Source organism: Pseudarthrobacter sp. NamE2 (assembly GCF_005796205.1).
Classification (GTDB): Bacteria; Actinomycetota; Actinomycetes; order Actinomycetales; family Micrococcaceae; genus Arthrobacter.
In genome coordinates this window covers 1-890 of the sequence record NZ_VAHN01000043.1, presented here as the reverse complement: position 1 = coordinate 890, position 890 = coordinate 1, and the positions used below count along the sequence as shown (strand labels likewise).

Genomic DNA, 890 nt, shown 5'->3' with positions numbered 1-890 from the left:
TCCGTGAAGGAGGCGCCGGCTTTTTTGTGCTCGTCGTAAAGAGCTGTGTAGTTCTCGGTCATCAGAAATCCTTAGTTTTCGAAGTCCTCAAGGGGCGGGCAGGAGCAGATGAGGTTGCGGTCGCCTGCCGCACCGTCGATGCGTCCCACGGGCGGGAAGTACTTGTCCTGCCGCAGCGAGGGGACGGGGAAGGCGGCCTGCTCGCGCGGGTAGGCGCGGTCCCAGTCGGAGCTGACGACGGCGGCTGCCGTGTGGGGTGACCGGCGCAGCGGGGACTCTGCGAGGGTGAAGTCCCCGGCGGCTACCTGGTCGATCTCCTTGCGGATGGTGATCATCGCCTCGATGAAGCGGTCGATCTCGGCGAGGTCCTCGGACTCGGTGGGCTCCACCATCAGCGTGCCCGCCACGGGGAACGCGAGCGTGGGGGCGTGGAAGCCGAAGTCGATGAGGCGCTTGGCCACATCCTCGGCGGTGACCCCGGTCCTGGCGGTCAGTTCGCGCAGGTCCAGGATGCACTCGTGCGCCACCAGCCCGTCCTCGCCGGTGTAGAGCACGGGGAAGTACTCATCGAGGCGGGACGCCACGTAGTTCGCGGCAAGCAGCGCGGACTTTGTCGCCTCGGTCAACCCTTCTCCGCCCATCAGCTTCACGTACGCCCAGGAAATCGGCAGCACACCGGCCGACCCAAAACGGGAGGCTGAAATCGGAACATCATTGCCCTCGGTCCAGGAGGTTGCGTCGCCGGGCATAAAGGGTGCCAGGTGCGCCTTGGCTGCAACGGGTCCGACGCCGGGTCCACCGCCGCCGTGCGGGATACAGAACGTCTTGTGCAGGTTCAGGTGCGACACGTCGCCGCCGAACTGGCCCGGCTGCGCCAACCCCACCAGGGC

The 890-nt window shown here is 66.6% G+C and carries 1 pseudogene; it reads right to left on the bottom strand.

Going from position 1 to position 890, the window contains the following annotated elements:
• Window positions 1-71: 71 nt before the first annotated feature.
• Window positions 72-890, bottom strand: a pseudogene (locus FDW83_RS18915) (glycine dehydrogenase (aminomethyl-transferring)); the annotation flags it as partial.